The following is a 26,819-nucleotide window of genomic DNA, read 5'->3' on the forward strand; positions in this document are numbered from 1 at the left end:
TCAAACTATTGCCTGCTTACTATAGCGCCCGTGGGACGAACGCTAACCAAATAGATCATTTTTTAAACAACGCCGGGTTTTGCGAGGATCGCATACACCACCTGATAAGTAGCAGGCAGGCCTTTTTCCTGACGAAACCCTTCGTACGCGTTGATCAACGCCTGAATCCTGGCCCGGCCGGTCAGGCCGCCCGGGCGGCCCGGATTGATGTTGTGCGCGCCCAGTGCCTTGAGTTCGTGGGTCAGGCTGCGCACATCGGGGTAGTGCAACACATGCGGCAAGACGTCGAGACTGCGCACGCTCAGACCGCTGGCAGCGCAGAGTCGCTGATAATCCCCAAACGCGCGGAAACGATTGACGTGAACCCTGCCGTCCACCGCCTGCCAGCTATCGCGCAACTCAAACAACGTCCCGACGCAGAGGCTGGCAAAGGCGAACACACCGCCCGGTTTCAGCACGCGACCCGCTTCCCTCAGCACCGCTGAAAAGTCCGGGCACCATTGCACCGCCAGGCTGGAGAACATCAGATCGACGCTCGCGTCGCGAAGCGGCAGGTTCTCCGCGTCGCCCGCCACGTAATGATGGGCACCGCCCAAGGGACGTGCATAACGCAGCATGCCTTCGGCGAGGTCGAGCGCAATGCCTTCGCTTTGCGAAAACGTCTGCGCCAGCGCACGGCTGAAACAACCCGTGCCGCTGCCCAGGTCCAGCCAGCGAGAAGGCGTCATATCAGGCAGCCGCGTGATCAGCTCGGTGCCGACGGCTCGCTGCAAGTCGGCCACGCTGTCGTAGCTGGCAGCGGCTTTTGAAAAGGAGGCTGCCACCTGACGTTTGTCCGGCAGCAGATGAGGGTCGGATGCCTGTTGTTGTTTCACGGCCTTCAACACCGCGCAGTGGGAAAGATCAGTCATCACCGGACTCGTGTAAAAACGCATGAACTGCAGCGGCGACGCCGTGCGGATTTTCCAGAATGAAAGCGTGACTGGCCTGCTCGATCATGCCGACCTCGATGTCAGGCTGCAGCGCGAGCAGATCCGCCGAGGCCTCCGCCGGCACCAACGCATCGAGACCGCCGAACAGGTGCAATTGAGGGCCGCGAAACGCCTGCAGCGCTTTACGCGTGTCCATTTGTTCAAGCAGCTTCAGGCCTTCGATCAAGCCGGCGCTGGTACCGTGGGGTGCGCAGGCCTTGAGTTGTCTGGACAACGCCCGTGGCTCTTCCGCGCCCTGCACGCACAGCAGACTGAAGCGTTTGAGCGTGACGTCCAGATCGGCTTTGCAACCGGCGATGAACGCGTCGAAATCGGTTTGCGGCATAGCATTGGGCCACTCGCTGCGGGCCACGAAGCAAACGTTACTGGCGAATGTTGCCAAACCGCAGCAGCGCTCGCCCCGGCGCGCGGCGAGTTCGGCGGCGAGCATGCCGCCCAGCGACCAGCCGCCCAGCCAGACGTTATCGGGGAGCGTCGAATCCAACTCGTCGAGCCAGTCTTCAAGGTCATCGTTGTCCATGTCGGGCAACGGCTCGATCGCGACCCGCAGGTGTTCGTCCAGCCCTCGCAAGGCCGCTGCCAAAGGCTCCAAAGGAGAGACGCCGAGGCCCCAGCCCGGTAACAGGATCAACTGATCACGCATGGTCTGGCTCCGGTGATGGGTTTGCGTCCAGCAGCGGATAGCACTGCTCCAGTGCCTGCAACAATAGCTGCACATGCGCCTCGGTGTGCGCGGCGGACAAGGTCACGCGTAAACGCGCACTCCCCGCGGGCACCGTGGGCGGACGAATGGCCGTGACCATCACCCCGCGCTCTCGCAGCAATTGTGAAAACCGCAGAGCGCGATCGCTGTCGCCAATCAGGATCGGCTGGATGGGCGTAAAACTGTCCATCAGCTCCAGGCCGAGTGCCTTGGCGCCGACGCGAAACTGCTTGATCAGCGCACCAAGGTGCTCGCGTCGCCAGTGTTCGGTGCGCAGCAGTTCGAGGCTTTTCAGCGTCGCGCACGCCAGCGCCGGCGGCTGGCTGGTGGTGTAAATGTAGGGGCGGGCGAACTGAATCAGGGTTTCAATCAATTCTTTGCTGCCCGCAACGAATGCGCCGGCCGTGCCGAAGGATTTGCCCAGCGTGCCGATCAGCACCGGGACATCGTCGATGCCCAAACCGAAGTGCTCGACAAGGCCCGCACCGTTCGCGCCCAGCGGGCCAAAGCCGTGGGCATCGTCAACCATCAGCCAGGCGTTTTTGGCTTTAGCGGCATTCGCCAATGCGGGCAGGTCAGCGACGTCGCCGTCCATGCTGAACACCCCGTCGGTGACGACCAGCGTGTCACCGACCGCTTTATCCAGCCGACTGGCGAGGCTGGCGCAATCGTTGTGCAGATACCGCGAAAACCGCGCACCGCTGAGCAGTCCGGCGTCGAGCAGCGAAGCATGATTGAGGCGATCTTCCAGCACGGTGTCGCCCTGCCCCACTAACGCGGTAACGGTGCCAAGGTTCGCCATGTAACCGTTGGAGAACAGCAGCGCGCGAGGCCGCCCGGTGAACGCAGCGAGGGCCTCTTCAAGGGCATGATGAGGCGTGCTGTGGCCAATCACCAGATGCGAGGCGCCACCGCCGACGCCCCAACGTTCGGCGCCGGCTTGCCACGCGCCAATGACCTCCGGATGATTCGCCAGACCCATGTAATCGTTGTTGCAGAACGCCAGCAGCGGCTTGCCGTCGACCACCACTTCAGGGCCCTGGGGACTTTGAAGCAAAGGCCGCTGACGATACAGATGCTCGGCACGACGGGCAGCGAGACGTGCGTTCAGATCAAAAGACATGCCGGCCTCAGGTCAAGCCATTGATGAAGATTCAAACCGCCGCGTCGTAGAACAGCTCGCTGCTTTTCTGCTCGATCAGCGCCTGTTCAATGGCCGCCTGATGCACCTCATCCGAATGCTCTTCGCGCGCTTCCGGCTGGATACCCAGACGCGAGAACAGCAGCATGTCTTTGTCAGACTGCGGGTTGGCGGTTGTCAGCAGCTTGTCGCCGTAGAAGATCGAGTTCGCGCCGGCGAAGAACGCCAGGGCCTGCATCTGGTCATTCATGGCTTCGCGACCTGCAGACAGGCGCACGTGGGATTGCGGCATCAGGATGCGAGCGACGGCCAGCATGCGGATGAAATCGAACGGATCAATGTCGTCGGCATTTTCCAGCGGTGTGCCAGCCACTTTCACCAGCATGTTGATCGGCACGGACTCCGGATGCTCTGGCAGGTTGGCCAGCTGGATCAGCAGATTGGCGCGGTCATCCAGGGATTCGCCCATGCCCAGAATGCCGCCGGAGCAGATTTTCATGCCGGAGTCACGCACGTAGGACAGGGTCTGCAGGCGCTCGCTGTAGGTACGGGTGGTGATGATGCTGGTGTAGAAATCCGGCGACGTATCGAGGTTGTGGTTGTAATAATCGAGGCCTGCGTCCGCCAGCGCCTGGGTCTGGTCCTGATCCAGCTTGCCCAGGGTCATGCAGGTTTCAAGGCCCATGGCCTTCACGCCTTTGACCATTTCCAGTACGTAGGGCATGTCTTTGGCCGAAGGGTGTTTCCACGCCGCGCCCATGCAGAAACGCGTCGAGCCAATGGCCTTGGCACGTGCAGCTTCTTCCAGCACTTGCTGGACCTGCATCAGCTTCTCTTTTTCCAGACCGGTGTTGTAGTGGCCCGACTGCGGGCAGTACTTACAGTCTTCCGGGCAGGCACCGGTCTTGATCGACAGCAAGGTCGAGACCTGTACGCGGTTGGCGTCGAAGTGAGCGCGGTGCACGGTCTGCGCCTGAAACAGCAGGTCATTGAATGGCTGTGTGAACAGCGCCTTGACCTCGGCTAGATTCCAGTCGTGACGCAGAGTGGCATTGATGCTGGCGCTCATGGGCGGCTCCTTGATGTTTTCTGGACGATGACCCGGGCGGCTTCGCCATCGGCAAAACCGGAAAACCCACAGGCACAACACGGATGTTCGGCATATTTAAGGAAGCAACATGCGCTGTCAACCATATAACGGGCACGAAGTTTACATCTGGTTAAAAAACACTCAGTCATGCCTGCTGTGCGACGAAGCGACCGATTCAAGTACCCCGATCTGCGTGGCCTGTGAGCGTGAATTGCCATGGCTCATTGACCAATGCGACCGTTGCGCCCTGCCCATGCCAATGTCGGGGCTGACTTGCGGCGCCTGCAATCGGCAGCCGCCGGCGTTCAACGACGTCGTTGCGCCGTGGCTTTACGACTTCCCGGTCGACGCGCTCGTCACACGCTTCAAGCATCAAGGCAGATGGCCGCTGGGGCGGCTGCTCGCCGAACTGCTGGGCGACACGTTGCAGCACCGCTTCGATGAAGGCCTGCGCCGACCCGACTGGCTGATTCCAGTGCCACTTGCCAAGAAACGACTGCGCCAACGCGGCTTCAATCAGGCGGCAATGTTGGCCAACTGGCTCGGCGCGCGGCTGAACCTGCCGGTGGATGAGCGCGTGATTCGCCGCGTGAAAGAAACACCTTCGCAGCAGGGACTGGACGCGAAAGCCAGGAAGCGCAACCTGGCGTCCGCCTTTGCGATAAGGGACGCCACGGCGATTCTCGGCAAGCACCTCGCCTTGATCGATGACGTTCTCACCACCGGTTCCACGGCTGGTGTGCTGGCCGGACTGTTGCTCAAGGCAGGCGCCAGGTCGGTTGACGTGTATTGCCTGGCGAGAACCGCGAAGCCGGGTGAATGAGATCCGCGTGGTTTGAGACAAAGCGTTTTGGCTTACACTTCGGCGTCATCCCCTCCAGCGCATCCAGCCCCTATGTCACTACCGCCTTCCCTCACCCAGCACATGGTCCGTCGCCCGCATCGCATCGCGCTGTTGCAGCACATTGCCGAACAGGGTTCGATCACCCGCGCCGCGAAGAGCGCCGGGCTGAGTTACAAAGCGACCTGGGACGCCATCGATGAGCTGAACAATCTGGCGCACCAGCCGCTGGTGGAGCGCAGCGTCGGCGGTCGTGGAGGCGGCGGCGCGAAACTGTCGGCTGAAGGCGAACGCGTACTGAAGCTTTATCAGCGCTTGCAAGCGCTGCAAACCCAACTGCTGGAAACCGCAGAAGAGTCTGACGACCTGGCGCTGCTCAGCCGGTTGATGCTGCGCACCAGCGCGCGCAACCAGCTGCATGGACAGGTCAGCGGCGTCCGGTCGCAGGGCCGCAACGACATGATCACGTTGCAGCTCGCGGGCGGCTTGTCGATCGAGGCGCAGATCACCCATGACAGCACCCTGCGACTGGGCCTGGAAATCGGCACGGCGGTGTTCGCACTGATCAAGGCGGGCTGGCTGGAATTACTGGCACCCGAGCATTCCGAAACAACCGGACACAATTGCCTCGCCGGGAAAATCGAGGAAATTCTCGACGCCGAGGACGGGCCGAGCGAGGTCAGAATAGTCCTCTCCAGCCATCAGGTCCTGTGCGCCGTCGTTGACGTGCAGAGGCTGCACGCCTTGCAGCTCAAGGTCGGCGGCGAGGTGAATGTCCAATTCGCGCCGTCCAACATTCTGATCGGAACGCCGCTTTAGAGTGCACATGCACCTAAGGCCTGCGGCCGACTCGTCATCGGACCGACACAATAGCGTCATCTCGAGTGCATAGGGTTTTGCGCTAAACCGCAGGGAGCCCGTGATGACGCTATTAAAAGATAACCAACCCACCGACCTCGAAAACATGGTTGGCCTGACCCGACGCAGGTTCATCGGCGCGGGCGCCCTCTGCGGCGCCGCGATGTTTCTGGGCGGTAACCTGCTCAGCCGCAGCGCCATAGCCGCCAGTGTCAGCGCGGCCAACAGCACGCTGCTCGGCTTCGAGAGCATCCCCTCCTCCACCGCCGACAGCATCAGCCTGCCGCCTGGGTATCGTTCTTCGGTTCTGATCAGTTGGGGTCAGCCGCTGCAAACGAACGGCCCGGCGTTCGACCCTGGCGGCAAAGGCACGGCGAAAATGCAGGAGGTGCAATTCGGCGACAACAACGACGGCATGAGCCTCTTCACCTTCCCCGCTGACAACCCGGACACCGCCAGCCGGGCGCTAATGGCGATCAACAACGAGTACACCAACTACCGCTATCTGTTCGATCACGGCAAAGACCCGCAATCGGCCGAAGACGTGCACAAGGCGCAGGCCAGCGAAGGCGTTTCGGTGATCGAGGTGAAGCGCGAAGGCCAGCAATGGGTGTTCGTGCAGGGCTCCAGATACAACCGCCGCATCCATGGCAACACGCCGATTCACATCAGTGGCCCGGCTGCCGGCCACGAATGGTTGAAGACGGCTGCCGACAAGACCGGCAAGAACGCACTCGGGACTTTCCAGAATTGCGCCAACGGCAAAACGCCATGGGGTACCTACCTGACCTGCGAAGAAAACTTCACCGACTGCTTTGGCAGCAGCAATCCCACACAGACCTTCGACGCCGCGACCAAGCGCTACGGGATAACAGTGGCCAGCAAGGAAGTGAACTGGCATCTGCACGATCCGCGCTTCGACGTCGCCAAAAACCCCAACGAACCCAATCGCCATGGCTGGGTGGTCGAGATCGATCCGTTCGATCCTCAATCCACGCCGGTGAAACGCACCGCCCTTGGCCGCTTCAAGCACGAAAATGCCGCCCTGACGGAGACGAAAGACGGCCGCGTCGTGGTGTACATGGGCGACGACGAGCGCGGCGAGTTCATTTACAAATTCATCAGCCGCGACAAAATCGATCACAAGCATCCCAAGGCCAACCGCAACCTTCTCGATCACGGCACTTTGTATGTGGCGCAGTTCGATGGCGGCGACAGCAATCCCGCGCTGCCGAAAGGCCAGGGCAAATGGATTGAATTGAGCCACGGCAAGAACGGCATCGACGCCTCCAGCGGGTTCGCCAGTCAGGCCGAAGTGCTGATTCATGCGCGCCTGGCGGCAAGCCAGGTCAAAGCCACACGCATGGACCGGCCCGAGTGGATCGTCGTCAGCCCTAAAGACGGTCAGGTGTATTGCACGCTGACCAACAACATCAAGCGCGGCGATGAGGGGCAACCCGTTGGCGGGCCGAATCCCCGCGCAAAAAATCAGTACGGCCAGATTCTTCGCTGGCAGGAAACCGGATCAGACGCAGCCGCCATGGACTTCGCGTGGGATCTGTTTGTCGTCGCGGGCAATCCAGGGGTGCATGCCGGAACGCCCCAGGGCGGCTCGGCCAATATCAACCCGCAGAATATGTTCAACAGCCCGGACGGCCTGGGTTTTGACAGCGCCGGACGGCTATGGATTCTGACCGACGGCGATTCCACCAACGCGGGCGATTTCGCCGGCATGGGCAATAATCAGATGCTCTGCGCCGACCCGGTCAGCGGTGAGATTCGCAGGTTTATGGTCGGGCCGGTGGGCTGCGAAGTGACCGGCATCAGCTTCGCGCCTGATCAAAAAGCGTTGTTCGTCGGGATTCAGCACCCCGGCGAAAACGGTGGCTCGACCTTCCCCGAACATCTGCCAGACGGCAAGCCGAGGTCTTCGGTGATGGTGATCACGCGGGAGGATGGCGGGGTGATCGGCGCATAAGCTGGGTTTGATGAACTCGAACTCATGCGCCGGGTGACAGACGGTGCATACCTGAGGGAATGAGCTTGCTCGCGACGAGGCTTTGCGTGCGCTGAATGTGCATCAGGCAGGCGAAATGAGACAGGGTGGATAGCCACTGGTGTAACGCCCGGTGTCAGGTGCAACACGCCTGAGTTACCATGGCTGGCCCGACGCGGCAGCCTGCTGCGCGCAGGAGTTAGCATGGCCCACCCGTTCGCAACACTTACACCTGACCTGGTGCTGGACGCCGTCGAAAGCATCGGCTTTGTCACCGACGCCCGTATTCTCGCGCTCAACAGCTACGAGAACCGTGTCTATCAAGTCGGCATTGATGAGCAGCAGCCGCTGATCGCCAAGTTCTACCGGCCTGATCGCTGGACCAACGAAGCCATTCTCGAAGAACACAGTTTCACTGCAGAGCTCGCCGACGTCGAAATCCCCGTCGTCGCACCCCTCGTGCACAACGGCCAGACCTTGTTCGAGCACGCAGGCTTTCGTTTCACCCTTTTCCCCCGTCGTGGCGGCCGCGCGCCGGAGCCCGGCAATCTCGATCAGCTGTACCGCCTCGGCCAATTGTTGGGGCGCATTCATGCCGTTGGCGCCACGCGCCCGTTCGAGCACCGCGAAGCCCTTGGCGTGCAGAACTTCGGCCACAACTCGCTGAACTACCTCTTGGATAACAATGTGATTCCGCGCAGCCTGCTGCCGGCCTACGAGTCCGTTGCCAAAGACCTGCTCAAGCGCGTTGAAGACGCTTACGCGGCTACGCCCCATCAAAACATCCGCATGCACGGCGATTGCCACCCCGGCAACATGATGACCCGCGACGAAATCTTCCACATCGTCGATCTCGACGACTGCCGCATGGGCCCGGCGGTGCAGGATGTGTGGATGATGCTCGCCGGCGATCGTCAGGACTGTTTGAGTCAGCTGTCGGAGTTAATGGACGGCTACAACGAGTTCCACGACTTCGATCCACGTGAGCTGGCACTGATCGAGCCACTTCGCGCATTGCGCCTGTTGCATTACAGCGCATGGCTGGCGCGTCGCTGGGACGATCCGGCGTTCCCGCGCAGCTTTTCCTGGTTCGGTACCGAACGCTATTGGGGCGATCAAGTGCTGGCGTTGCGCGAGCAATTGTCCGCGTTGAACGAGGAGCCGCTGAAGCTGTTTTAAAACGATGAACTCCTGTAGATGCGCGCTAGCCCGCGAATGGTTTTTGCAGCACCCACCCTGCAACTGATCCACCGCGATCGCGGGCAAGCGCGCTCAACACCTGCTTATTCGCCTGACACCACAACAAAAAACTTGCCGAAGGACCACCCATGCAAGCTGCCAACCCGCGTCGCGGGTACATTTTGGGCCTGAGCGCCTACATTATCTGGGGACTTTTTCCGATCTACTTCAAGGTGCTTGCCAGCGTTCCTTCGTTGGAAATCATCGTCAACCGCGCGATCTGGTCTGCCATATTCGGCTCGCTCCTGCTGCTGGTCTGGAAGCATCCCGGCTGGTGGCAAGAATTGCGTGATAACCCCACACGACTGGCCATCCTCGCCTGCAGCGGATCGTTGATTGCGGCCAACTGGCTGATCTATGTCTGGGCCGTGAACAACAACCATATGGTTGAAGCCAGTCTGGGTTATTTCATCAACCCGCTGATCAACGTGATGCTGGGCATGGTGCTGCTGCGCGAAAGGCTGCGTCCCTTGCAATGGGTGGCGGTGATGCTGGCGTTGGTCGGGGTGTTGCAGCAGGTCTGGCAAGTGGGGAGCCTGCCGTGGGTATCCCTCGCGCTGGCGTTCACCTTTGGTTTCTACGGCCTGATCCGGAAAAAAGCGCCGGTGGCCGCATTGCCCGGTCTGGTGGTGGAGACCTGGATTCTGGTGCCGCTGGCGGTGGGCTGGTTAATTTTCAACCCGCTTGCCCATAGCGCACAGCCTGAGTTCTGGACCACATCGCAGGCGCTCTGGCTGGCCGCCGCCGGTCCGGTCACCCTCGTCCCGCTGGTGTGTTTCAACGCTGCGGCGAGGCACTTGCCCTACGCAACGCTGGGCTTTTTACAGTACATCGCGCCGACGCTCGTGCTCGCATTGGCGGTTGTGCTGTACGACGAACACATGCCCTCGGCCACTTTGGTGACCTTCGCCTTCATCTGGACCGGGTTGATCGTTTATAGCGTCGACGCCTGGCGCTCGCTGCGCAAACGCGCTCAAGCCTGACCGCAGCAGTTAAATCGCTGTAGGCCGGCCGACACGCCGGACCTGCAGCGGCTTCCCCATTTACTCATCGGCCGGCAGGTGCAGCTCCACCATCAAATCATCGGCCAGGGTTTCCAGGCGCTGCTGCAGCACGTCCAGCGACAGGTCCAACGGCAGCCCCAGCACTGCGTGAGCACGAAACAGCGTTTCGCTGCTCATGGGCGCCGGTTCGACGGTGGTCACCAGATGCTCGAGATTGACGCCTTGCTCGGTCAGCACGCGGGTGACGTCGCGCACGATGCCCGGTCGATCATTCCCTACCAACTCCATCGCTATGGGTTTCCATTCAGGTGCGGTTTCAGGAACGGCTTCGGCGAATAACACGCGGATCCCTTTTGCCGAAAGGCCTTCCAGCGCGCTGCGCAGCGGTTGATGCGCATCGGCTGGCGCGCTGACCCGCAGGATGCCGGCAAATTGCCCGGCCATGTGGGATAAACGGCTCTCCAGCCAGTTGCCGCCATGCTCGGCAACGCATTCAGCGAGCTGCTCGACAACGCCTGGCTTGTCCGGCGCTGACACCGTGACGATAAGATGATCCACAAACGACTCCTTTTATCTGCAGCGACTCGGGCCTCTCTCATAACACGCCCCATGGATGGTGGGGAAGTATAGGCACGTCCACGCAGCCCGCTCTTGCGCTTACACCACTAGGTTTTTGTGTACGATCAGGATAATTATCTGGAACAATCTTGGCTTTATTTGAGAACATTCTATGCGGCGGCGTGACCGAACGATTAAATTGAGTCGCTCGGTGCACATTCAGGCTGTTTTTCATGCCGCAATTCATCATGTAGTATCGCGTTGCGTTCACTACATAGATGTCGAACCGATGCCTGACTGACGTTCCTGCAAGGCCCCAGCCTGTTCAAGCGTTCCACTTCAGGTGCCCGCCGCCTCGCCCAGCCGCCCGCAACGGCATGTTCTGGAAAGGCACGCAGCGACGTCGATGGCTTTAACAAGAAAGCGCTCGTGATTGAAGCGCAGATAGCTGAGCAGAGTGAGGCAAGCAATGACGGAACACGTTCAAGTCGGTGGCCTGCGGGTCGCCAACGTCCTGCTGGACTTCGTGAATAACGAAGCCATCCCCGGAACCGGCCTCGACGCCGCTGCATTCTGGGCCGGTGCCGAGGCGCTCATCCACGAGCTCGCGCCGAAGAACAAAGCCCTGCTCGCCAAACGAGACGAGTTCCAGACACGCATCGACGCCTGGCATCAGTCCAACGCCGGCAACGCCCACGACGCAGTTGCCTACAAGGCATTCCTGCTGGACATCGGCTATCTGCTGCCAGAAGCGGCGGACTTTCAGATCACGACGCAAAACGTCGACGAAGAAATTGCACGCATGGCCGGCCCGCAACTGGTGGTGCCGGTCATGAATGCGCGTTTTGCCTTGAATGCATCGAATGCCCGTTGGGGCTCGCTGTATGACGCGCTGTACGGCACCGATGCCATCAGCGAAGCCGGCGGCGCTGACAAGGGCAAAGGCTACAACCGGGTACGCGGCGACAAAGTTATCGCGTTCGCCCGCGCGTTTCTGGACGAAGCGGCTCCTTTGGCGGCGGGTTCTCACGTCGACTCCATCGGCTACAAACTGGCCGACGGGAGGCTGATCGTCAGCCTCAAGGGCGGCAGCAATACCGGTCTGCATGACGACACGCAACTGATCGGCTTCCAGGGAGAGGCGTCCGCGCCGACGTCGCTGCTGTTCAAGCACAACGGCTTGCACTTCGAAGTCCAGATCGACGCGACGAGCCCGGTCGGCCAGACCGACCCTGCCGGCGTCAAAGACGTGCTGATGGAAGCGGCGCTGACCACCATCATGGATTGCGAAGACTCCATCGCCGCCGTCGACGCCGATGATAAGGTCATCGTCTACCGCAACTGGCTGGGGCTGATGAATGGCGACCTGTCCGAAGACGTCTCAAAAGGCGGCGCCACGTTCACACGCACGATGAACGCCGACCGCGTCTACACCTCACCCACCGGCGAGCCCGTGACGCTGCATGGTCGCTCGCTGTTGTTCGTGCGCAACGTCGGTCATCTGATGACCATCGATGCGATTATTGACAATCAGGGCAACGAAGTACCCGAAGGCATTCTCGATGGCCTGCTGACCAGCCTCGCGGCCATCCACAATCTCAAGGGCAACACCTCTCGCGCCAACAGCCGCACGGGCTCGGTGTACATCGTCAAACCCAAGATGCACGGCCCTGAGGAGGTGGCGTTCACCGCCGAGTTGTTCGAGCGCATAGAGCAAGTGCTGAACCTGCCGCGCAACACGCTGAAAGTCGGGATCATGGACGAGGAGCGCCGCACGACAGTCAACCTAAAAGCCTGCATTCAGGCGGCAAGCGAGCGCGTGGTGTTCATCAACACGGGTTTCCTGGACCGTACCGGCGACGAGATTCACACGTCGATGGAAGCAGGCCCCGTGGTGCGCAAGGCGCAGATGAAGGCCGAGAAGTGGATCGGCGCCTACGAAAATTCAAACGTCGATATCGGCTTGAAATGCGGCCTGCAAGGGCGCGCGCAAATCGGTAAAGGCATGTGGGCCATGCCGGATTTGATGGCAGCGATGCTCGAACAGAAAATCGCCCACCCACTGGCCGGCGCCAACACCGCCTGGGTTCCCTCGCCGACCGCCGCAGCGCTGCACGCATTGCATTACCACAAGGTCGATGTGTTCGCCCGTCAAGCTGAACTCGCTGAGCGCGCCCCGGCCTCCGTCGATGACATCCTCACCCTTCCGCTGGCGCCCAACACCGACTGGACGGCCGAGGAGATTCAGAACGAGCTGGATAACAACGCGCAGGGGATCCTGGGTTATGTGGTGCGCTGGATTGACCAGGGCGTTGGCTGTTCGAAAGTGCCGGACATCAACGACATCGGCCTGATGGAAGATCGCGCCACGCTGCGCATCTCCAGCCAGCACATTGCCAACTGGCTGCGCCATGGCGTGGTCAGCGAGCAGCAGGTAATGGAAAGCCTCAAGCGCATGGCGCCGGTGGTGGACCGTCAGAACGCAGGCGACGTGCTGTATCGCCCCCTCGCGCCAGACTTCGACAGCAACATCGCGTTTCAGGCGGCGGTTGAGCTGGTGATTGAAGGCGCACGACAGCCAAATGGCTACACCGAGCCGGTACTGCATCGCCGTCGCCGGGAATTCAAGGCAAAACAGAGCGCGTAATAAGCGCCCAACAGAAAGGCGGTGTCCCTGTGAATGGACACCGCCTTTTTTATTGCCCAGCGCGGCCGACCGCCAGCGCTATCAAGCCATCTCCAGCTCCCGCTTCACCAGCCGCAACAGCTGCTTGGTGTTGATCGGCTTAAGCAGGAAATCCACCACGCTCAGATGCATCGCATCAATGGCGTCGCGTACGTTGGCGTCGCCGGACACGATAATGATCGGCAACTCCGCCCGGTCCGATTCGCGCACCTGACGGATCAGATCCAGCCCGTCGCACGGCGCCATACGCAGATCCGTAATCAGCAACGCGATGGACGGCCGGGTTTGCAGCAAGTGCATGGCGCTGGTGCCGCCTGCGGCGGTGATGCAGCTGATGTCATTGAGACTGAGAATTTCGGCCAGGACTTCCCGAGCATCCTTGTCGTCATCGACGATCAACACCCGTTGTGGCGATTGTGACGCAGGCGCGAGCATCACCTCATTGAGGGCTTCGCGCTCTTCATCACTTAAAATACTGTGATCGAACATACCCGTCTCATCTTCCTGTCGACTCCAATTCTGACAGCGCAAGCGATTGATACGCTGCACATCCTTTCGGCTTCCTGCCGGGCCCTAGAGCCTCGCGCTACTTGCATTGCAGAGGTTTTACACCTTCGTTCGATGCGATCCAACGCCTTTGCAGTCACCTAAGACTTACGTCCAATGGGCACTGCCCGATAAGCGGTCGACCATGGGACCTATAACAACAAGCGGTATCGGTCATGAGCAAAGCGGACGCTTTTACCCAGGCAGGCAAAACAGCCGTTCTGCAGAACATCCACGGTACGATGCAGTTCCTGCAAAAATTCCCGCCATTCAACCAGATGGAAAACGCCCATCTGGCCTACCTTGTCGAACAGTGCCACCTACGTTTCTACGCTACAGACGAGAGCATCATCAAGCCTAGCGATGGGCCAGTAGAACATTTTTACATCGTGAAACAAGGACGCGTGGTGGGCGAGCGTCCGCATTCGGCGAAACGAGGCACCGAGACCACGTTCGAAATTACCACGGGCGAGTGCTTTCCCCTCGCCGCGCTGCTCGGTGAACGCGCCACGCGCACCGAGCATCTGGCCGCCGAGGACACCTTTTGCCTGCAGCTGAACAAGCAAGCCTTCATCAAGTTGTTCGCCCTCTCGAGCGAGTTCCGCGACTTCGCGCTGCGCGGCGTCAGTAGTCTGCTGGATCAGGTGAATCAGCAAGTAAAGCAGAAGGCGGTGGAAACACTCGGTACGCAATATTCGCTGAATACGCGGCTGGGTGAGCTGGCGATGCGTCACCCGGTCACCTGTGCTCCCGACACGCCGCTGCGCGAGGCGGTGCGGCAGATGGACGAGCAGCAAGTGGGCAGTATCGTGATCGTGAATGAGGCCAAAGCGCCGCTGGGCATCTTCACGCTGCGCGACTTACGTCAGGTCGTAGCGGACATCAACGCCGACTTCAGCCAGCCCATCGAACGCAGCATGATTCAGGCGCCTTTCTACCTGAGCCCGGACGCCAGCGCGTTTGATGCGGCGATTGCCATGACCGAGCGGCACATTGCTCACGTCTGCCTGGTCAAGGATCAGCGCCTGTGCGGCGTGGTGTCCGAACGCGACCTGTTTTCGTTGCAGCGTGTCGATCTGGTGCATCTGGCGCGGACCATCCGCAGCGCGCCGCGCATCGACTCGCTGAGCAACCTGCGCGGCGACATTGTCCAGCTTGTGGACCGGATGCTCGCCCACGGCGCCTCGTCCACGCAGATTACCCAGATCATTACGCTGCTCAACGATCACATGGTCTGTCGCGTGATTGAGCTCACGCTCGAAGAAAAAGGCGATCCCGGCGTTGCTTTCAGTTGGCTGTGTTTCGGCAGCGAAGGCCGCCGTGAGCAGACGCTGTACACCGATCAGGACAACGGCATTCTGTTTGAGGCCAAGGACGCCGCCGAGGCCGCCGAGATTCGCGGACGGTTGTTGCCCATTGCCGAGCGGATCAATCAGAGCCTGGCGGCGTGCGGGTTCGCTCTGTGTAAGGGCGGGATCATGGCGAGCAATCCGCAGCTGTGTCTGTCGCGCATCGAGTGGGCTCGCCGGTTTGGCTCGTTCATTCGCGAAGCCACGCCGGAGAATCTGCTGTCCTCTTCTATTTATTTCGATCTGCGCGTGGTGTGGGGCGATGAGAGCGGCGGCGATCAGCTGCGTCAGAGCATTCTTGCTCAGGTGGCTGACAACGCATTGTTCCAGCGCATGATGGCCGACAATGCCCTGCGTCAACGCCCCCCCGTGGGCCGCTTCAAGGATTTCGTGGTCGCCCGTAAAGGCAGTGAAAAAGACACGCTGGACCTTAAAACCCAAGGTCTGACGCCTTTCGTCGACGGTGCGCGACTGTTGGCGCTGGCCAACGGCGTCGAGGCGAGCAACACACTGGAAAGATTGCGTCAGCTGGTGACCAAAGAAGTGATCGATCCGCTGGACGGTGCCGCTTACGAAGAGGCTTACCACTTCATCCAGCAAACCCGTATGCAACAGCATCAACAGCAGAATCGGCAAAACCTCCCGTACTCCAACCGCATCGACCCGGATGTGCTCAATCATCTGGACCGGCGGATTTTGCGTGAGTCGTTCCGTCAGGCGCAGCGGCTGCAGACCAGCCTCACCGTGCGCTACCAACTGTAAGCGACCGATCATGAATTTGTTCCGCTGGCTCAAGCCACCCAAACGCGCTGCCGCTCCAGAACTCACGCCCGAACAGCAACTGCGCCTGCTCGCCCTGCCCGGCCCAGGCGCGCTGGATCAGAAAACGCTGCGCCAGCAACGGTGGGTCGTGGTCGATCTTGAAACCAGCGGGCTGCATTTGCAGCGGGACGAGGTGCTGTCCATCGGCGCGGTCGTCATAGAAGATGGCGCGATCGATCTGGGACAGCAGTTTGAGCGCACGTTGATGCGCACCGACCACAAACTCAGCCCGAGCGTGCTGATTCACGGCCTGGGGCCCAGCGCGATTGCGGCAGGCAGTGAGCCGGTTGAGGCGCTGCTGGACTTCATGGCGTTCGTGGGCGACAGCCCATTGCTGGCGTTTCACGCCGCGTTCGACCAGCACATGCTGGGCCGCGCACTAAAGGAAAGCCTCGACTATCGCTTGCTGCACCCTTTCACTGATGTCGCTCACATCGCGCCCTTCATTTGCCCGAACGCGAATTTGCGTCAGGCCGGCCTGGACGACTGGACGCGGTTTTTCGGGCTTCATGCTCAAGAGCGTCATCACGCCAGTGCCGATGCGTTGGTGACTGCCGAGCTCGCGTTGATCCTCTTCAGCCACGCCAGGCGGCAAGGGATCGAAAGCCCCGCGCAGCTGGAACACGGCGTGGCGAAATGGCGACGGCAGCAGCAGTCCCATTCGTTTTAGCTTCCGTACACCTCCTCACCAGCTCAATCACCAGCCTTACAAGATGAATGGGCGATTCGCACATCAACCGTTCAGCTTGTTCCTACATGCAGCAATTGCCAGCATTGGGCTGCTCTGACACAATCGCGAACAATTCTCGTTAGCCCCTCTGTTCTCCTCGGTGCGCTTGTGTCGTCACTTCAAAGTCCTCAGCAGCAGCTCGTCGGAACGCTCTATCGCGACCATCGCGGCTGGCTGCTGGGCTGGCTCAGACGCAATGTCGCCTGCCCGCATCGCGCCGAAGACCTCAGCCAGGACACCTTCATCCGCCTGCTGGACCGCAAGCAATTGCTTGAACCCCGCGAGCCGAGGGCGTTTCTGGTCTCGATCGCGAAAGGTTTGTTGTTTGACCACTTTCGCCGGGCAGCGCTGGAGCAAGCGTATCTGAATGAGTTGATGCTGATTCCTGAGGACGAGCAGCCTTCGGTGGAAGAGCAACAACTGATTCTCGAAGACCTCAAGGCCATTGATCGCCTGTTGGGCAAGCTGTCCAGCAAGGCGCGCGCCGCGTTCTTGTATAACCGCCTTGACGGAATGCCCCACGCAGAGATCGCCACCAGGCTTGGCGTCTCGGTGCCCCGCGTACGTCAGTACCTGGCGCAGGGGTTGCGCCAGTGCTACGTCGCTTTGTATGGCGAGCCAACATGAGCCGTGTGTCCACTCGACCCGTTTCGTCTCAGGTACTGGACGCCGCCATTGCCTGGCAACTTTGCCTGGACTGCGGCCGCGGCAGTGAAGCCGAGCGCCACGAGTTTGCCAAGTGGCACGCCGCCAGCGACGAGCATGCGCGGGCATGGATGCAGCTGGGAATGGTCGATCAGCGTTTCGCCGGCACCACCGGCCCGGCACGCTCGGCGCTTTTGCGTTCCCGTGAGGGCATGGGGGTGCGCCTGCGCAAGTTGGGCCGCGGGGTTGCAGGCGTCGCGCTGGCGCTGGGCTTGACGCTGTTTCTGGGTGATCGCCTGCTTCCGGTCGATTACTGGCTTGCGGACTTGCGCACTGCCACTGGCGAGCAACGCACGATTCGCCTGTCGGACAACACCCTGATCCGGCTCAACACGCACAGCGCCGTGGACGTGCGATTCGACGCCAAACAGCGACGGGTGGTGCTTCAGGAAGGTGAAATCTTCGTGGAAACCGGGAGCCACAACGACACGCGGCCTTTCATCGTCGAAACCCCCGAAGGGCAGATGCGCGCCCTGGGCACACAGTTTCTGGTAAAACGGCAGGCTGACGGCACGCTGTTGAGCGTGCTGCAGTCCGCAGTGGCCGCTCATCCGCAGGCGTCATCCCACGAGCTGGTGCTGCACGAAGGCCAGCAGATGCTGATTCAACGCAACAGCCTCGGCCCGATGGTCGCCCTTGCGCCCGGCACCGGGGCCTGGATGCGCGGCATGCTGGTGGTCGATAACGCGCGTCTGGGCGATGTGATCGCGGAGCTCGCCCGTTATCGTCAGGGCCATCTCGGCGTAGCCAGTGACGTGGCGGACCTGCGCATCACCGGCAGTTTTCCGCTGAGCAACACTGACCTGGCGCTCAAGGCTCTGACACCTACGCTGCCGGTGCAAATCGAAGCGCGGACGCACTGGTGGGTGACGGTGGTCGGACGCGATAAGCCGCCGGCCACTGCGCTGTAACCAAAGCTTCGCCAACTGCTCCAGATTATTTTCGCTCGGCCCTATCACTTTTCTGATCTCGTTCGGCACATAGGCATTGAGAACCATTTCCATCGAGGTGCCGTTCATGTCCCGCACGCTTCAAACCTTCCTGCGACCGAGCCTGCTGGCTATTGCCGTCGCCATTGCCGCGCCGATGCTCAGCGCACCGCTGATGGCCGCTTCCCAGACTTCCAGCGTCCGCGACTACAATCTTCCGGCCGCGCCGCTTTCCACCACACTGACGCAGATCGCCAGTCAGGCAGGCCTGGCCCTGTCGCTGGATCCGACCCTCGCAGCAGGTCGCACATCGGCGCCGGTCCAAGGACAATCCGACGCCTCTGGCGCGATGGGCCAGGCGTTGCGTGGCACAGGCTTGCAACTGAATCTGACGACGGCAGGCACCTACACGCTGGTGGCAGCACCTGAAGGGGCGATGGCACTGCCCGCCACGAGCATTCAGGGCAGTCAGGAAAGTTTCGAAAATGCGTGGGGGCCGGCGCAAGGGTACGTGGCGACGCGCACCGCCGCGGGTACCAAAACCGACACCGCGCTGGTTGAAGCCCCGCGCTCTATTTCTGTCGCGACCCGACAGCAGATGCAGGATCGTGGTGTGCAAAATCTCGATGATGCTGTGAAGTACATGCCGGGTATCGTTTCCAGCAGTTTTGGCAGTGATACTCGCGCTGACTGGCTGCGCGTAAGAGGATTCGAGCCCACTCAATTTCTCGACGGTCTGCCCTTGGCAAAGGGCGTATACGCGAATCCGAAACTCGACACGTGGAACCTGGACCGGGTCGCTCTGCTTAGGGGGCCAGCGTCATCGGTATATGGGCAGACGCCACCTGGCGGTCTGCTTGATATGGTCAGCCGGCGCCCCCAAGCCGAGGCTAGCCATGAATTAGAGGTGCAGTACGGCAGCGACAACCATCGCCAGATCGACTTCGCGACGACAGGCATGATCGATGATGAGGGACAGTTTCTCTACAGCTTAAGCGGAGTGGTGCGTGACAGCGGCACTCAAATCGACCATATCGATAACAAGCGCTATAACATCGCCCCAAGCCTCACATGGAACATCGACCCGGACACCAAGCTGACTTTGCTCAGCCAGTTCACCCGCGACGATACAGGTATCACCAGTCAGTTCCGCCCGATTCAGGGCACGAAGATCACGATGCCCTTTGGCGACATCTCACACCACAAAAATCTGGGGGATCCGAACTGGGAGTATTACGACCGTACGTTTTACGCGGTGGGCTATGCATTCGAGCACCGTTTCAATGAGACCTGGCAGTTTCGCCAAAATCTGCGGTACACGAAATCAGACTTGTCATTCCAAGCCATAACACCAGGCTCCTACCCATTTACCCAAGTTGATAATCTAGGGAACTTGGGCTCCCGCACCACTACCAGCACTGATGAGGACATCTCTCAGTTCGCCATAGATAACAACCTACAAGGCGACTTCACCACCGGCGAAATAGCTCACACGTTGTTGATTGGTCTCGATCAGCAGCGTAGCAACACCAACTACACGTCGATCTTTGGCAGCGCACCGGGTATCAACGTGAATAATCCCGTGTATGGTCTACCCATCACCCGGCCACCCCGTTCCTCGGCGTTCTACGACTACGATCAGAAAACCGTTCAAACTGGCGTGTATGTTCAAGACCAGATGGCGCTCGATCAATGGAGGGTGACGCTCGGCGGTCGTGAAGACTGGGTTCACACTGGCACCAGGTTTTTCAACAAAGATGATGCAACGAACACGGAACGCGACAAGGCCTTTAGCGGAAACGCTGCAATCAGCTATGTATTCGAATCTGGCTTCGTACCGTACCTGTCCTATGCCGAATCTTTCCAGCCTACCAGTAACGCAACTGCCTCCCCGACTGACTCTTTTAAACCTACGGAAGGGAAGCAGTGGGAGCTCGGCATCAAGTATCAACCCCCAGGCAGCAGCACCCTTCTTAGCGCAGCCATTTACAATTTGACACAGAAAAACGTCGCAGTAACGACGACCAACAGCAGCGGGGTCACGATAACCAGTCAGACCGGTGAAGTGAAAGTGAGGGGGTTAGAGCTTGAAGCCGTCTCAGACCTCACCGATAACCTGAAGATCATTGCCGCCTATACGCTTGCGAAGTCTGACGTGCAAAAAGGTGATTTCAAGGGTAACCGCCTACAACTTATGCCTAACCAGCAGGCCTCGCTTTGGACGGATTACACCTGGCATGACGGCGTGCTGGACGGTTTCGGTATTGGTGGGGGCGTTCGCTACACAGGTAACACTTATGGCGATCAAGCCAACACATGGCTAGGTAAGGCAGATGCCTACACCGTGTTCGATGCGGCCGTGCATTACGATCTTGGACAGGTAGTCCCTACGCTCAAGGGCACGACGGTCGCAGTCAAGGCGACCAACATTTTTGACAAAGACTACCTCTCAACCTGTGACAGCTTTTATTGCTACTACGGCGACCAACGGAGCGTGGTTGCGAGCGTGAACTACAAATGGTAATGGTTTAAACTCTCATTACCCGAAGCAAGGGCCGCCCCACAGAGCGGCCTTTGTTGCTTTCGCCTACTCCGGATTTCTCCCATGAAGAGCCAAACCATCCGCCGCTGGTCGTTCATCCACACGTGGTCCAGCCTGATCTGCACGGCATTCCTGCTGATGCTGGCGATCACAGGCCTGCCGCTGATCTTCAGCCACGAAATCGCTCACCTGACCGGCGACGCTCCTGAGTTTAAGGAAATGCCCGCCGGCACACCGCACCTGGACCTTGAGCAACTGGTCCGGTCGGCAGAGGCGCATCGTCCTGGCGACGTGATGCAGTATTTCGGTTGGGACGACGATGACCCGAACGGCGTCTACGCAATCATGGGCAAGACCGCCGGCGGCGATCCCAACGAATCCCATAGCTTCATGCTCGACGCGCGCACCGGGGAGGCGATGGAAACGCCTAATGCCAATGGCGGTTTCATGATGGTGATGCTGCGCCTGCACGTCGACATGTACGCAGGGCTGCCGGGCAAGCTACTGCTGGCGTTTATGGGCCTGCTGTTTGTCATGGCAATTGTTTCCGGCATCGTCTTGTACGCGCCCTTCATGCGCCGTCTTGATTTCGCCACGGTGCGGCCGAATAAATCCACGCGGGTGCGCTGGCTTGATCTGCACAACCTGATTGGCGTCGTTACGCTGACCTGGGCCATCGTCGTCGGCCTGACCGGCGTGCTCAATGCCTGCGCGGATCTGGTGATTGCCCAATGGCGCACCGACGCATTGATGACCATGATCGCACCGTACAAAGATGCCCCGCCCTTGGCCGAGCGCGGACCGGCGACCCGGCTGATCGATATCTCCAAAGCCACCGTCCCCGGCGCCGAGCCAAGTTTTATCGCCTTCCCCGGCTCGCGCTTTTCCAGCGAACACCACTACGCCGTATTCATGAAAGGCGACACGCACCTGACCTCCCACTTGCTCACCCCTGTCCTGATCGACGCCCAGGACCTGCACGTGACCGCGACGCTGGGACGCCCGTGGTACATGGACGCGCTCCTGCTGTCGCAGCCGCTGCACTTCGGTGACTACGGCGGCATGCCGATGAAAATCCTGTGGGCCGCGCTGGATGTACTGACAATCATTGTGCTGGGCAGTGGTTTGTACCTGTGGTGGGTCCGCCGTCGCGCCACAGTCGCTGCGGCTAAAACCGTCGCAGTCGAGGCAGAAGTGGCATGACCCGACACAAAAAGCACTCAGCGTTCTGGAAGACATTCGCCAAACCGGGCTGGATCGCGCTGCTGACCGTGATCGGCCTGTTCGCTGCCCTGCTCGGCGATGGAGCGTGGGACGTGCTCTCGTGGATTGGCATGGCGATCCCCGCCTGGCTTAGTTGCAAGGGATTGATGGCGCGCAAGCGGGTTTGATTCACCGAACCCCCGCTTCTACATGATTTACATCGAACCGTACCCAGAGACCGGTTTGCTTTGACGATGGCAGGGGCGCGCGCATCCGCGGTGATACATCGCATCCTGCCTGGCATCCCTTGGTTATCAGTCGAACAAGTCTGTAAGAAGCTTCCCTCAAAACAACACTACGCGTCCTGCACGCTCCGACTCCTAAGCTGGCCTCCCCCTGCGAGTCACCCTCCCGATAATCGATATTCCGCCCTGGCAGGGCATCCACACTATCCATCGGGAAGACCCACCATGGCGCTCGACGCATTTTTGAGGATCGAAGGCATTCCTGGCGAAGCACTGGACGAGCAGTGCAAAGACTGGATTGAAATCACCGGGTATTCGTTCGGCACCTACCAGAGCGCGTCCGTTACAGCCAGCACGGCAGGCGGCGCGACTTCCGGGCGTACCACGCTCAGCAACCTGACGCTGACCAAGATGCTCGACAAGTCGAGCTGCAAGCTGATGGCAGCCAACTGCGCCGGAGAGCACTTCAAGGAAGTGAAGCTTTCCGTACACCGTGCAGGGGGCGACAAAATGAAGTTCTACGAGATCATTCTCGAAGAAGTGATCATTGCCGAATACAACCAACTCGCCAACGACGGCATTCCCACCGAACTCATCCAGCTCAACTACGGCCGGATCCGCTCGACCTACACCCTGCAAAAAAGAAACGACGGAAGCGCGGCCGGCAGCGTGACGGGCGGATGGGACAGGATCGGCAATAAGCAATATTGCTGAGCGAGGGACATGTCATGGACTTCGAACGTACCCAACATGTCGGCCATTACGGTGTCGTGTTTACGCTTATTCACTTCACCGTGCAGCCGCACGATGCCGCATCGTTGAGAACGATCAACCTACCGGAAATAACCAAGGGTCATTTTGAGGTCATCCGGTTGATCGAGGAAACCTACGAGCGAATGCTTGCACAGGGGCGGCCTTGCCGGATGGTGCTTGCGGTGTCACAACCAGTGAGCCGAAACTCAGCAGACCTGCTTAATGATCAGAGGGCTACGATAGGAACCCTGGTTGGCTCCATCGGAGGAAAACTTGCGTCACCGTTAGGGAGCATCGCGGAAAAGATCGCTGGAACAACATCCGCCTCGGCGACCAAAAACAGATTACCGACCTTTCATTCAGGAGACGTCATCGTCAGTATTGATGCCCAAGTGTCCGGTGGCATCGGTCCTCAACGCTCGTCAGCATCCTTAATCCTGAAAGTGAACGGCGGCCGCTGATGGGAACTGGTCTGTCCCTGGCAATCATGTGTTTTGTAATCTGGGGTATACGTCGAATCACCGTACCAAGACTCTATCAATGCTTGACTGGCTTGGCGCTGATAGTCTTCTACTTCAAGTACGTCATCTCTTGGATTGTTGCAGTGGAAGAAGTGCGAGGTGCTTATTTCCTGGATTACGAAACACTGTTATTTGGCATTTTTTATCTCGGTGTAGACCTAGTGATATACAGCTGGTGGCGTGACGAGGAGCCAAAATAGCGAATCGCCTTGCCTCACCAGCCACTGGCTTGTCCCACGCTCCTCCTCGCGCGGGGCAAGCATTTTCCGCCATCCTGGTCATCACATGACCTCCCGCAATTTACAGATCCAGCAGGCTTGGGTTCTGCCCCTGAAACTCACGACTCCACAGCCACTCAATCACCCAAAACCCAGCCCCGCCGGTGACAATCCAGTTACATATAGAAATACAATGGCAATTCATGGGTATTTCAATTGACAAGAAATCGTGCGTTTGACTAAATCCAGTCGTACGACGACGTATAACGATCGCCGCCCAATAAAAACAATACCCAGAGTGGACTCGATGAAAATCAAAGGCATCCGTTGGTGGATGGTCGCGCTGATAACCGGCGGCCTGATCGTCAACTATCTCGCACGCAACACCCTCTCCGTCGCTGCTCCTACCATGATGAGCGAGCTGAACATATCCACAGAGCAGTACTCGCACGTCGTCATCGCGTGGCAGATGGGCTATGCCTTTATGCAGCCGGTTGCCGGCTACGTGATCGACGCCATCGGCACCAAAATCGGCTTCGCGGTTTTCGCCATCGCCTGGTCAGTTGCGTGCGCCTCGGCGGCGATGGCCACCGGCTGGCAGAGCCTGGCGTTCCTGCGCAGCTTGCTGGGCATCACTGAAGCGGCAGGATTTCCGGCAGCGATCAAGGCGACCACTGAGTGGTTTCCTGCCAAAGAGCGCTCCGTTGCCATTGGCTGGTTCAATATCGGTTCGTCCATCGGTGCGTTGCTGGCGCCGCCGCTTGTGGTCTGGGCAATTCTGCACAGCGGCTGGCAGATCGCGTTCATTATCGTTGGCGCGCTGGGCCTGCTCTGGAGCGCGGGCTGGCTGTTCTTCTACAAGCATCCGCGCAACCAGCGCCTGCTGGGAGATGAAGAGCGCGACTACATCCTGGCCGGCCAGGAATCGCACCTCAAGGACGCGCCAACCAAGCACGCCAGCTGGAAGAAAATCGTCGGTACTCGTAACTTCTACGCGATCGCTTCGGCACGCATGCTCTCCGAGCCGGCCTGGCAGACCTTCAACGCGTGGATTCCGCTGTACCTGATGACCGAACGCCACATGAACATCAAGGAAATCGCGATGTTTGCCTGGCTGCCGTTTCTCGCGGCCGACATCGGCTGCGTGTTGGGCGGTTACCTGAGTCCTTTCTTCTACAAGCACTTCAACGTGTCGCTGCTGACGTCGCGCAAGATGGTGATGGTGTTGGGCTCGCTGTGCATGATCGGCCCTGGCTGCATTGGCCTCGTCGATAGCCCTTACGTCGCCATCGCACTGCTGTGCGCCGGGGGCTTCGCGCACCAGACGCTGTCGGGTGCTCTGTACGCAATCACTTCCGACTCCTTTGGCAAGAACGAAGTGGGGACAGCGACCGGCCTGGGTGGGATGTTCGGTTTCCTCGGCGCGGCCCTGTTTACGCTGGTGCTCGGCATCATGGTCACCAAGGTCGGCTACAGTCCGTTATTTGTAGCGCTGGCGGCTTTTGATCTCATCGCCGCTACCATCATCTGGTTTGTCGCCAAGCCGCTGCTGACCGGCACTCCTTCGGAGCAATCCGGAAGCGCACCGACTGATTCGGCAGACGTCGTCCCGACAGCCTGACCGTTGAATCCGGGCCGACTATAGTCGGTCCGGAGTGACATCGGGATATTGCACAGCGCACTGGCCCTGACTAGTCTGGAGGGCCGTGCCGATCAGAGGAATGTCCATGTCTGCGCCCAGCATGACCCTGTATTACAACGCTGCTTCGCCCTTCGCTCGAAAGGTGCTTATTCTGCTGCACGAGACGGGTCAGGCAGACCGAATCACGCTGCACGCCGTTGCGCTCACGCCTGTCAGTCCCGATGCCGAAGTCTGTGCCAACAACCCGTGCGGGAAGATCCCGGCGCTGCGCCTGGCCGACGGCAACGTGATCCATGACAGCCGGGTAATCCTCGAATACCTGGACCAGCAGCATGTCGGCAACCCCCTCATCCCCAAAGAAGGCTCGGCGCGCTGGCGGCGGTTGACGCTTGCGTCATTGGCGGACGCCCTTCTGGACGCTGCGCTGTTGATTCGGTACGAGACGTTCCTGCGGCCCGAGGAAAAGCACTGGCCGGAGTGGCTGGATGGTCAAAGGGAAAAAATTGCCCGCACCCTTGCCTATTTCGAGAATGACGCGGTGACCGAGCTGAGTTCGCACTTTGATGTAGCGTCCATCAGCGTGGCCTGCGCCCTGGGATATCTGGATTTCCGCCAGCCCGATCTAGGCTGGCGCGGCAGGTACCCGCGATTGGCGAGCTGGTATTACGAAGTCAGTCAGCGGCCGTCGATGCTGGAGACTCAGCCGCCTTCCTGACCTAGCTGACGTCCATCAAGAAGCGCTTGCCCCGCGAGGGACCAGGGCTTCTGATCCGCCCCGCTTCCCGACGCAGACATCTCTGCTGGAAGCCATCAGCACTCAGGCTTGTCGGCCGTGTAACGGCGAGCCGGGTTAACCGCTGCGCCGAATTCGCGCAGGGCCTTGGCGCCGATCAGCAACGGGTAGTTAAAGTGGCTGCGGTCGACGAGGTTGACCTCCACGGTGCGTTTCACGTTGCCCAGGCATAGCTCCAAATCAACAACCGGGCGCTTGGTCGGGTCAGCGGGCTCCTCGTCATCGTCGCCCTCGGAACGGCCCTTGATCCTGCTGATGCGCGACACCTTGTGCTCGTACACCTTGCTGTCGGCGTCTTTGGTCGCCAGACGGAAGCGCACCCAGTCATCGCCATCGCGCTTGAACAGTTCAATGTCTTTGGCCGACAGCGAGGCGGTCAGCGCGCCGGTGTCCATCTTGGCTTTGAACGTCTCGCCGATCTCCGAGACCTGGATGTATTCGTATCGGCCGTACAGCGTCGGCTCGGCAGCCATGACCGGCAATGCCAGCAGAGAGATGAGCGCCAGAAGGGATTTCACGGATCTGATTACCTTGTGATGAATGGGCGGGGCGTATGCCCGGTTTAGACCGTAACTTTGCCGATGGTTCGCGCCAGGATGCGCGCTCAGCGCCAGGCAAGCCGGGCACTCCAGAGCCTACTGACAAACAGGTGAAACATTCGTCGACGCTGACCGGGATTTTACGTCCCGGCGCGGCCTGCTTATCATTGCGCG

Annotated in this window: 24 protein-coding genes; 17 read left to right on the forward strand and 7 right to left on the reverse strand. The window is 60.0% G+C overall.

Translation table 11 applies throughout. From position 1 onward, the window contains the following. Positions 1-62: 62 nt before the first annotated feature. Genes bioC through bioB form a run of 4 tightly spaced genes read right to left on the reverse strand, consistent with a single transcriptional unit; the run spans position 63 to position 3,905 of the window. Positions 63-911 carry a malonyl-ACP O-methyltransferase BioC gene (gene bioC, locus VF672_RS00345; protein ID WP_331100187.1) on the reverse strand — a complete coding sequence of 283 codons (849 nt, stop codon included), beginning with the start codon at positions 909-911 and terminating at the stop codon, positions 63-65. Next, on the reverse strand, positions 904-1,635 hold the full coding sequence (locus VF672_RS00350; protein ID WP_331100189.1) for an alpha/beta fold hydrolase: 732 nt from the start codon (positions 1,633-1,635) through the stop codon (positions 904-906). Before VF672_RS00350 ends, bioC begins: the two co-directional genes overlap by 8 nt. Next, entirely contained in the window at positions 1,628-2,818 is a 1,191-nt protein-coding gene (gene bioF / locus VF672_RS00355) for an 8-amino-7-oxononanoate synthase (RefSeq protein WP_331100191.1), read from the reverse strand. The genes VF672_RS00350 and bioF overlap by 8 nt, the downstream gene beginning before the upstream one ends. A 31-nt stretch (positions 2,819-2,849) precedes the next feature. Continuing rightward, positions 2,850-3,905, reverse strand: coding sequence for a biotin synthase BioB (gene bioB / locus VF672_RS00360; RefSeq protein ID WP_331100193.1), 1,056 nt, complete (start codon positions 3,903-3,905; stop codon positions 2,850-2,852). A 109-nt stretch (positions 3,906-4,014) separates the two neighbouring features. On the opposite strand from bioB, the gene VF672_RS00365 reads away from it, so the two are divergent. The 5 genes from VF672_RS00365 (at position 4,015) to rarD (ending at position 9,843) form a co-directional block, all read left to right on the forward strand. Continuing rightward, positions 4,015-4,749: a ComF family protein gene (locus tag VF672_RS00365; RefSeq protein WP_331100195.1), complete on the forward strand. Its 735-nt coding sequence runs from the start codon at positions 4,015-4,017 to the stop codon at positions 4,747-4,749. A 72-nt stretch (positions 4,750-4,821) separates the two neighbouring features. Continuing rightward, the gene (locus VF672_RS00370; protein WP_331100197.1) at positions 4,822-5,586 is read left to right on the forward strand and encodes a TOBE domain-containing protein; all 765 of its coding nucleotides are present in this window, start codon (positions 4,822-4,824) and stop codon (positions 5,584-5,586) included. 103 nt (positions 5,587-5,689) lie between these two features. After that, a complete protein-coding gene (locus VF672_RS00375; RefSeq protein ID WP_331100200.1) occupies positions 5,690-7,603 on the forward strand; it encodes a PhoX family phosphatase in 1,914 nt (637 codons plus the stop codon). 222 nt (positions 7,604-7,825) lie between these two features. Beyond that, complete coding sequence (locus VF672_RS00380; RefSeq protein ID WP_331100203.1) at positions 7,826-8,800, forward strand: serine/threonine protein kinase; 975 nt, start codon at positions 7,826-7,828, stop codon at positions 8,798-8,800. 149 nt (positions 8,801-8,949) lie between these two features. Beyond that, entirely contained in the window at positions 8,950-9,843 is an 894-nt protein-coding gene (gene rarD, locus VF672_RS00385; protein ID WP_331100205.1) for an EamA family transporter RarD, read from the forward strand. A 60-nt stretch (positions 9,844-9,903) separates the two neighbouring features. Here rarD and VF672_RS00390 read toward each other — a convergent pair whose 3' ends face one another. Next, positions 9,904-10,422: a glycine cleavage system protein R gene (locus VF672_RS00390; RefSeq protein ID WP_331100207.1), complete on the reverse strand. Its 519-nt coding sequence runs from the start codon at positions 10,420-10,422 to the stop codon at positions 9,904-9,906. Positions 10,423-10,891: 469 nt separating this feature from the next. On the opposite strand from VF672_RS00390, the gene VF672_RS00395 reads away from it, so the two are divergent. After that, a complete protein-coding gene (locus VF672_RS00395) occupies positions 10,892-13,069 on the forward strand; it encodes a malate synthase G (protein ID WP_331100209.1) in 2,178 nt (725 codons plus the stop codon). Positions 13,070-13,150: 81 nt separating this feature from the next. Here VF672_RS00395 and VF672_RS00400 read toward each other — a convergent pair whose 3' ends face one another. Next, positions 13,151-13,597, reverse strand: coding sequence for a response regulator (locus VF672_RS00400; RefSeq protein ID WP_331100211.1), 447 nt, complete (start codon positions 13,595-13,597; stop codon positions 13,151-13,153). Between the two features lie 233 nt (positions 13,598-13,830). Between VF672_RS00400 and VF672_RS00405 the strand changes: the two genes are divergently transcribed. The 11 genes from VF672_RS00405 (at position 13,831) to VF672_RS00455 (ending at position 26,028) form a co-directional block, all read left to right on the forward strand. Beyond that, positions 13,831-15,765 (forward strand): putative nucleotidyltransferase substrate binding domain-containing protein, encoded by a 1,935-nt coding sequence (locus VF672_RS00405; RefSeq protein ID WP_331100213.1) that lies wholly within the window; start codon positions 13,831-13,833, stop codon positions 15,763-15,765. Positions 15,766-15,775: 10 nt separating this feature from the next. Further along, the gene (locus VF672_RS00410; protein ID WP_331100215.1) at positions 15,776-16,495 is read left to right on the forward strand and encodes a 3'-5' exonuclease; all 720 of its coding nucleotides are present in this window, start codon (positions 15,776-15,778) and stop codon (positions 16,493-16,495) included. Between the two features lie 168 nt (positions 16,496-16,663). After that, the gene (locus VF672_RS00415) at positions 16,664-17,182 is read left to right on the forward strand and encodes an RNA polymerase sigma factor (protein ID WP_331100217.1); all 519 of its coding nucleotides are present in this window, start codon (positions 16,664-16,666) and stop codon (positions 17,180-17,182) included. Then, positions 17,179-18,171 carry a FecR family protein gene (locus VF672_RS00420; RefSeq protein WP_331100219.1) on the forward strand — a complete coding sequence of 331 codons (993 nt, stop codon included), beginning with the start codon at positions 17,179-17,181 and terminating at the stop codon, positions 18,169-18,171. Before VF672_RS00415 ends, VF672_RS00420 begins: the two co-directional genes overlap by 4 nt. Before the next feature lie 106 nt (positions 18,172-18,277). Continuing rightward, complete coding sequence (locus tag VF672_RS00425; protein ID WP_331100221.1) at positions 18,278-20,713, forward strand: TonB-dependent siderophore receptor; 2,436 nt, start codon at positions 18,278-18,280, stop codon at positions 20,711-20,713. Between the two features lie 81 nt (positions 20,714-20,794). Then, positions 20,795-21,934 carry a PepSY-associated TM helix domain-containing protein gene (locus tag VF672_RS00430; protein ID WP_331100223.1) on the forward strand — a complete coding sequence of 380 codons (1,140 nt, stop codon included), beginning with the start codon at positions 20,795-20,797 and terminating at the stop codon, positions 21,932-21,934. After that, complete coding sequence (locus VF672_RS00435; RefSeq protein ID WP_331100225.1) at positions 21,931-22,122, forward strand: hypothetical protein; 192 nt, start codon at positions 21,931-21,933, stop codon at positions 22,120-22,122. Before VF672_RS00430 ends, VF672_RS00435 begins: the two co-directional genes overlap by 4 nt. A 282-nt stretch (positions 22,123-22,404) precedes the next feature. Beyond that, a complete protein-coding gene (locus VF672_RS00440; protein ID WP_331100227.1) occupies positions 22,405-22,893 on the forward strand; it encodes an Hcp family type VI secretion system effector in 489 nt (162 codons plus the stop codon). Between the two features lie 14 nt (positions 22,894-22,907). Further along, entirely contained in the window at positions 22,908-23,393 is a 486-nt protein-coding gene (locus tag VF672_RS00445) for a hypothetical protein (protein ID WP_331100229.1), read from the forward strand. 585 nt (positions 23,394-23,978) lie between these two features. After that, entirely contained in the window at positions 23,979-25,292 is a 1,314-nt protein-coding gene (locus tag VF672_RS00450; RefSeq protein WP_331100231.1) for an MFS transporter, read from the forward strand. A gap of 106 nt (positions 25,293-25,398) precedes the next feature. After that, a complete protein-coding gene (locus tag VF672_RS00455; RefSeq protein ID WP_331100234.1) occupies positions 25,399-26,028 on the forward strand; it encodes a glutathione S-transferase in 630 nt (209 codons plus the stop codon). Between the two features lie 95 nt (positions 26,029-26,123). Here the strand turns inward: VF672_RS00455 and VF672_RS00460 are convergent, their stop codons facing one another. Then, positions 26,124-26,624: an ATP-dependent zinc protease gene (locus VF672_RS00460; protein ID WP_331100236.1), complete on the reverse strand. Its 501-nt coding sequence runs from the start codon at positions 26,622-26,624 to the stop codon at positions 26,124-26,126. Between the last annotated feature and the right edge of the window lie 195 nt (positions 26,625-26,819).

The organism is Pseudomonas sp. (genome assembly GCF_036387035.1).
Lineage (GTDB): Bacteria > Pseudomonadota > Gammaproteobacteria > Pseudomonadales > Pseudomonadaceae > Aquipseudomonas.